This is a genomic window from Nodosilinea sp. LEGE 07298 (assembly GCF_015207265.1).
Lineage (GTDB): Bacteria > Cyanobacteriota > Cyanobacteriia > Phormidesmidales > Phormidesmidaceae > Nodosilinea.
In genome coordinates this window covers 1-7109 of record NZ_JADEXE010000326.1, presented here as the reverse complement: position 1 = coordinate 7109, position 7109 = coordinate 1, and the positions used below count along the sequence as shown (strand labels likewise).

General features: G+C 57.7%; 6 protein-coding genes. 4 read left to right on the top strand and 2 right to left on the bottom strand.

What is annotated here, in order from left to right:
- From IQ273_RS28250 to IQ273_RS28235, 4 genes are all read left to right on the top strand, one after another.
- Window positions 1-984: GMC oxidoreductase (locus IQ273_RS28250; protein WP_194026449.1), on the top strand; the 984-nt coding region annotated here is incomplete at its 5' end.
- A 342-nt stretch (window positions 985-1326) separates the two neighbouring features.
- Window positions 1327-3024, top strand: coding sequence for a serine/threonine-protein kinase (locus IQ273_RS28245; RefSeq protein WP_194026448.1), 1698 nt, complete (start codon window positions 1327-1329; stop codon window positions 3022-3024).
- 89 nt (window positions 3025-3113) lie between these two features.
- Window positions 3114-3548: a DUF29 domain-containing protein gene (locus tag IQ273_RS28240; RefSeq protein ID WP_194026447.1), complete on the top strand. Its 435-nt coding sequence runs from the start codon at window positions 3114-3116 to the stop codon at window positions 3546-3548.
- Window positions 3549-3691: 143 nt separating this feature from the next.
- Window positions 3692-4312, top strand: coding sequence for a hypothetical protein (locus IQ273_RS28235; RefSeq protein ID WP_194026446.1), 621 nt, complete (start codon window positions 3692-3694; stop codon window positions 4310-4312).
- 410 nt (window positions 4313-4722) lie between these two features.
- Here IQ273_RS28235 and groL read toward each other — a convergent pair whose 3' ends face one another.
- Both groL and groES read right to left on the bottom strand, forming a co-directional pair.
- Window positions 4723-6354 (bottom strand): chaperonin GroEL, encoded by a 1632-nt coding sequence (gene groL, locus IQ273_RS28230; RefSeq protein WP_194026445.1) that lies wholly within the window; start codon window positions 6352-6354, stop codon window positions 4723-4725.
- 194 nt (window positions 6355-6548) lie between these two features.
- A complete protein-coding gene (gene groES / locus IQ273_RS28225; RefSeq protein ID WP_017299961.1) occupies window positions 6549-6860 on the bottom strand; it encodes a co-chaperone GroES in 312 nt (103 codons plus the stop codon).
- Window positions 6861-7109 lie beyond the last annotated feature (249 nt).

Here is a 7109-nt window from a genome sequence, read left to right as displayed (position 1 = left end):
CCCATGGCGGTGCAGTACTCCAATCCTCAAGATCTCAGCACGGTGCCCACCGGCATGTTCTCGACCGCCGACCTGCTCACCGAGTCTATGCTGACCAATGGCCCCCAGGGCAACCAGCACCTGTTTATCAACCTCAACCACCCCGTCAGCCGGGTCGAGACCCAGGGCAACCGGGCTACCCGCGTGGTGGCCTACGACCTGATTGCCCAGCAGGAGCGCAGCTACCAGGCCAAAACCGTTGTGCTGGCGGCGGGCACCGTCGAGAGTGCCAAAATCGCCCAACTTAGCGGTCTGGCTGACCCCACCAACAAAATCGGCGTCGGCATTACCGACCACCCGATCTACTTCACCCACTTTGCCCTACCCGTCACTGCCGACCTCTACGACCCCAACAGCACCAGCAAAGTGCTGCTTCAGCCCAATGACGGTACCACCCGGCCTTACAACATCGTGCTGGAGTTTGGGGCCGACTTTAACCAGGGCCGCTATGTCGATCTCGACCTGCTCGATCGCCACCGCCGCGAAAAAGGCAACGTCATGCTCTGCGAAATAGTGTTTCTGATGGATGCGCCGCTGATTGAGCAAAACACTGTGCAGCAGGTTGGCCCCGCCTACGCTAAACCCGTGGTGCAAATGCAGCCCAGCCCCCTCGGCGGCCAGTACTACGGCGAAATGAGCGCGATCAAAGACCAATTAATTGCCGCCTTGGGGGGGCAACCCCTGGTCAACAATGACCTCAGCCTTAAGGGCGCGGGCCTGGGCGGGGTGGCCCATGAAGTCGGCAGCCTGCGGATGAGCGGCGAAACCGAAGATGGCCAGTCGCTGAATGATGGTGTGGTGGACACAAATCTCAAGTTCCTGGGCTACGACAACCTCTACGCCTGCGATCTGTCAGTGTTTCCGTCGTCGCCAGCGGCGAACCCTACGCTGACTCTGGCCGCGATCGCCATTCGCCTAGCCGAACACCTGAAGGAGGTGGTGTAGACAGTCCACCCGTTTCGGCCCTTGCCCGTCCTACAGTGCAAAGATCCCTAGCGCCCTGTAGGGTGGGCACTGCCCACCAGCACCATTGGCAAGAATTAAGCGCTGACCGCATGCCGCGATCGAATGCTTGAATCATCCTTTTGAATCATTGCACCCGTTGCTAAGCACCCTAGACAGAACATTCCCTACCCCAGGAACCTATCGATGGCATTGTGAGTCAGCAGAAACTTAGCCCAGCCTGTCTCTGTTTAAGATTATGCGGCTAAGCGCTACCCTAAGGGGGTTAACGGCATTCATTCAGTACCGTCTAATAGTTCACATAGTGACGACTTGCCGATGGCTATGACCGCTTCGTTTCCCAACTCTCAGCCCGAGTCTAGACCCTTAGGGGGCCGCTACCGCATCGTGCAGCCCCTGGGTTCTGGGGGCTTTGGGCAAACCTTTAGCGCCCAAGATTTGCACCTGCCGGGGCACCCGTTGTGCGTGGTGAAGCAGCTCAAGCCCCAGGTCAGCAGTGCTGAAGAGCTGCAAACGGCGCGACGGCTGTTTGATACTGAGGCCCAGACCCTTTACAAGCTCGGGTCGCATCCGCAAATTCCGGGGCTGCTGGCCCACTTTGAAGAAGACCAGGAGTTTTATCTGGCCCAGGAATATATCGAAGGTCATTCCCTGGCCGACGAGTTGGGCGTACCCTGGAACGAAGCCCAGGTAATCACCTTTCTAGGCGATCTGCTGGGGATTTTGGCCTTTGTGCACAGCCACGGCGTTATTCATCGCGATATTAAACCCTCAAATTTGATTCGCCGCGCCAGCGATCGCCGCATCGTGCTGATTGATTTTGGTGCGGTCAAACAGGTCAGCAACCAGGCCACCGCCCTGCGATCGCATCTCAGCCATACCATTTCAATCGGCACCCAGGGGTATATGCCCAGTGAGCAAGTGGCCGGGCGGCCCCAGTTTAGCAGCGATATCTACGCGGTCGGCATCTTGGGCATTCAGGCCCTGACCGGGTACCCCCCAACTGATCTGCACCCCGACCCCCACAGCGGCGAGCTGGAGTGGCAGCATTACGCGCCCAAGGCCCATCCGGCCCTGCTGGATCTGTTAGATACTATGGTGTGCTACGACTTTCGCACCCGCTACACCACCGCCGCTGAGGCATTGGCAGCGCTGCGAGGCCTGCCATCCCAGCTCAGTCGGTACGTTCCTGCTGCGATCGCCTCCCCAGGCCAGGAGCCCCGGACTGCCCAGGCCGCCCCCACCGTGGCGGTAGGTCGTCGCCGCCAGCCCACTCAGCTCACGGCCTCCCAGGCGACAGCCCGCCAAGCGACAAACCCTCAGGCTCCGGCCGGACGACGGCAAAAGACTTCCCTACCGCTGTGGCTGCCGCTGGTGGCGGGGGCTGGCGTGGCGATCGCGGCCCTGCTGGGCTGGCAGATGTGGCGATCGGCCTCCTCACCCGATGCTGAAACCCCTGTTGCAGTATCTTCCATAGACCCTGCTGCGATCGACGCTGAGCCGGAGTCTGCAACGACGCCCACTGATGAGAGTGACGAGGGTATTGCCCCGGTGGCTGAACCCGCTGCGGTCGAGCCTGAGACACCCGCCCCTTCGGAGCCAGAGGCACCCCCGCCGCCGGAACCCATCGCCGCCTCTGAGAGTTCCGAAGCCTCTGAAGATGCCGCTGCGCCCTCTCCGGAATCGGGTGGTGAGCTGACAACTGGGGCAGCTCAGGCGACAGTGGCCAGCTTGTATAGCCACGTGTCTAACAAATCATGGGATGCGGCGCGATCGCAGTATGGCGGATCTCTAGCGCAGCAGTTTGACCCCGGCTTTTTCGCCCAGTTCGATCGCGTCTCGGTCGAGAACCTGCGGGTGACCAGCCAGAGCGCCGACACTGTTGAGTTTGTAGGCGAGAACACCTACGTTTACCCCGATGGCTCGACTCAGCGAGAATCGCGATCGTTTACGGTGCAAATGCAGGACGGGCAGCCCCGCATTGTGGGCTCTAGCTTTAGAGGCGTATTGCAGGCTCGGTAGCGTTGGGGATGATTTGCTGCGCTGGAATGGTGGATAGAATACAGAGAACAAAGCTAAGTCCGCTGACCCGAAAACTAGCTGGTTGAGTCGTGAGCGAGATATATTCAACCGATTTTAGCCATTGGACTCGCCAAACCGCCCAGCTGCTGCGAGAGCGTCGTTGGCACGAGATCGATGTGGCCAATTTGATCGATGAGGTTGAAGACTTAGGCAAAAGTGAGCGCCGCGCGATCGCCAGTCAGCTCACCCGCCTGTTGCTACATCTGCTCAAATGGCAATATCAGCCCCAGCGCCGCTCCGACAGCTGGATTGACTCCATTACCGATGCCCGCACCCAAATTGACCTAGCCCTTCAAGATAGCCCCAGCCTCAAGGGCCACCCAACAGAGCAGCTCGAAGACAGCTATCGCCGCGCCCGCCGTCAGACCGCGACGCAAACCAAACTAGAGATTTCAGCATTTCCAGAGACCTGCCAGTATTCTTTAGACCTAGTCTTAAGCGAAGATTGGCTTCCTGAAGAGTAATGACGGCTTGGGTAAAAGGGGCTGAAACTTTTTCAAACAAGCTATCCGGCAGCGCTTGGGTGTGCTTGCCCTGATCAATTGCAACAATCTGCCGTAGGCCAAATAAACTGGTTTTTGTATCGCAAATAACGTTTTAATAGATCATGATTAAATCAACCTTTCGCCTTTCTGCACTGCTGCCCCTGGGGCTAACCCTGCTGCTCACGACAGCCGCCTGTACCCGCACGCCAGATGCCGCCGATGTCAACGGCACAGACCCCACAGCCGATACCGTCGACCCCATCCCCGGCGACCAGGTTGAAGATACCGAGTCTCTACTGGCGCTCTCGGGCGAAGGACTGCAGCTGGTGGGCGACCAGACCGGCTCGACCAACACCCTTGCCTTTGGCACCGATATGGTCGTTGTCGAAAACGTCCTTACCGAGCTGGTGGGAGAACCCATAGAGTCAGGAGAGAACACCGAATGCGGCTCTGGCCCGCAGATGATCACCCAGTGGCCCAATGGTCTGGTTTTACACGCCGCTGACGGTGAGTTTATTGGCTGGTCGGCACGTCCCGATACCGATGCTAGTCTGACCACCATAGCCGGTGTGGGCACTGGCTCAACCCGTGGTGAACTAGAAGCCGCCTATACCGTTGAGGTGACTGAGACTTCCCTGGGTACAGAGTTTTCGACCGGTAGCTTATTTGGACTGCTCAGCTCGACTGAGCCTGATGCCACGATTACAGATCTCTGGGCTGGAACTGTCTGTAACTTCCGCTAAAATCTGCTTTGCGGATCTACAAATGCCCCAGAACGTCGGTACAAAACCCCCGGTTTCTTGGCCAGAATGCAAGTCATGCCGTTAAATCAGCGACGAGGAAACCGGGGTTCTAGCCACACTGTAACGATTTCCCTAGGCAAAGTTTTCTGCTGGTAAGGGCAAACGGCGTTTGCCCTGCTCGCTTGAGGATAGGCAACCAAAACTCGGCATCACTCGAACCTACTCTTTAAAAAAAGCCGCCCTGATTCAGGACGGCTTTTTTTGTGAATTGCTGTGCCTCCCGAAGGAGGCTTTGCCATTACTGAGGTGATTCCTAGTAAACGTTTTCCTCAATGGTGGGCACTGCCCACCCTACAGTGTCCAGAATCGCTGGAGTGAATAAGGAATCGGCTTTCCTAGAAAGCTTCTCCTTAATAGTCGAAGTCGCCGCCCATGCCAGCACCTGCGGGGGCACCTTCTTTGGGTTCGGGCATATCAACGACGATGCACTCGGTGGTTAGCACCATGCCAGCGATGGAGGCCGCGTTTTGCAGGGCAGAACGGGTGACCTTGGCGGGGTCAACGATACCGGCGTCAAACATATCGACGAACTCACCGTTGGCGGCGTTGTAGCCGACGTTGAAGTCCTTCTCTTTGACGCGCTCGGCGATCACGGCACCGTTTTGGCCAGCATTCTGAGCAATCCGCATCAGGGGCGCAGCCAGGGCACGAGCCACGATCGCAGCACCGGTGTGCTCCTCAGCGGTGAGGTTGGCCTCTAGCCAGGTAGTGAGGTCGGGCACTAGGTGAGCCAGGGTGGTACCACCACCGGGGACGATACCTTCTTCAACGGCCGCTTTGGTGGCGTTGATAGCATCTTCCAGGCGCAGCTTGCGGTCCTTCATCTCGGTTTCGGTGGCGGCCCCGACTTTGATCACGGCTACACCGCCAGAGAGTTTGGCCAGGCGCTCTTGCAGCTTCTCTTTGTCGTAGGTCGACTCGGTTTCGTCGATCTGGCGACGGATTTGCTCGCAACGGGCCTTGACATCCTTCTCGTTGCCTTCGGCAACGATGGTGGTGTTGTCTTTGGTGATGGTGAGGCGGCGGGCCTGACCCAGCATGTCGAGCTTGGTGTTGTCGAGCTTGAGGCCAGTGTCTTCAGAGATCACCTGGCCGCCAGTTAGCACGGCAATGTCTTCGAGCATGGCCTTACGGCGATCGCCAAAGCCAGGGGCCTTAACGGCAGCTACGTTCAGCACGCCGCGCAGACGATTGACCACCAGGGTAGCCAGGGCCTCTTTCTCGATATCTTCGGCGATGATGATCAGAGGACGACCGGAGCGAGCGACTTGCTCCAGCACGGGCACCAGATCCTGCACCAGAGCAATCTTCTTGTCGGTGATCAGAATGTAGGGCTCATCCAGCACCGCTTCCATGCGCTCGGTGTCGGTGACAAAGTAGGGGGAGACATAGCCCTTGTCAAAGCGCATCCCTTCGGTGACCTCCAGTTCGGTGGTCATCGACTTGCCTTCTTCCAGGGAGATGACGCCTTCGCGGCCCACTTTCTCCATGGCTTCGGCAATCATTTGGCCCACTTCTTCGTCGTTACCGGCGGAGATGGAGCCAACCTGAGCGATTGACTTGGAGTCGCCGACGGGGCGGGCGTGCTCAGCAATTTTTTCGACCAGGAAAGCGGTGGCTTTGTCGATGCCGCGCTTAAGAGAAATTGCGTTGGCACCGGCAGCGACGTTGCGCATACCCTCTTTGACCATGGCGTGGGCCAGCACGGTAGCGGTGGTGGTACCGTCGCCAGCAGCGTCGTTGGTCTTGCTAGCCGCCTGACGAATTAGGGCAACGCCAGTATTCTCGATGTTGTCTTCGAGTTCAATTTCTTTGGCAATGGTGACGCCATCGTTGACGATTTGAGGCGCGCCAAATTTCTTCTCAAGGACCACGTTGCGGCCTTTGGGGCCGAGGGTCACAGCAACGGCCTCGGTCAGAATATCCATACCCTTTTCAAGGGCGCGACGGGCGTTTTCGTTGTAAACAATGCGCTTAGCCATAGAATCAATTTTCTCCGAAAAGAAGATAAGGAGTGAACGCGAGAAATATTAGTCAGAAGGCAGCAGAAAGAAGATTTAGGCATTTGGTAGGTTGGGTGGAGCGGTAGCGGAACCCAACCAAACCAGCGTGGCCAATGGTGGGCAGTGCCCACCCTACGCGGCCAAAATCGCAGAGCCAAAATCTGAAATAGGGCTTAACCCAGTACAGCTAGAATGTCTTTCTCAGACAGCAGCACGAACTCGTCGCCGCCTAGCTTGATGTCGGTACCGGCATACTTGGAATAGAGCACCTTGTCGCCAATTTTGACTTCCATGGCCTGACGGCTGCCTTTGTCGTCGGTTTTGCCGGGGCCTACAGCGGTAATCTCGCCCACCTGAGGCTTTTCCTTGGCGGTGTCAGGTAGCAGAATGCCGCCAGCGGTGGTCTCTTCGGACGCACTTACTTTAATCAAAACTCGATCGGCTAGGGGCTTAACGCTAGATGCCGCCAAAGTGATAGCTGCCATACAATGCTTCTCCGGATTTGCTATTAAGACAGCGCCTGAAGCACGTACCCTACGAGATACAGGCGCACTACACAGAATTTAGAGCTTAGCACTCGCAAGCTCCGAGTGCTAATTTACGGTGCGGAGGGGTGCGATCGCAACGCCGAGACCTGTACGGGTTCCCGAACTGGGTAGATGTGTGGGCGGGTAGGAGGGTGGATGGGTAATGGTCCCTGAGCGGAGTCGTTTGTCCTGTGGACAGGCTTCGCC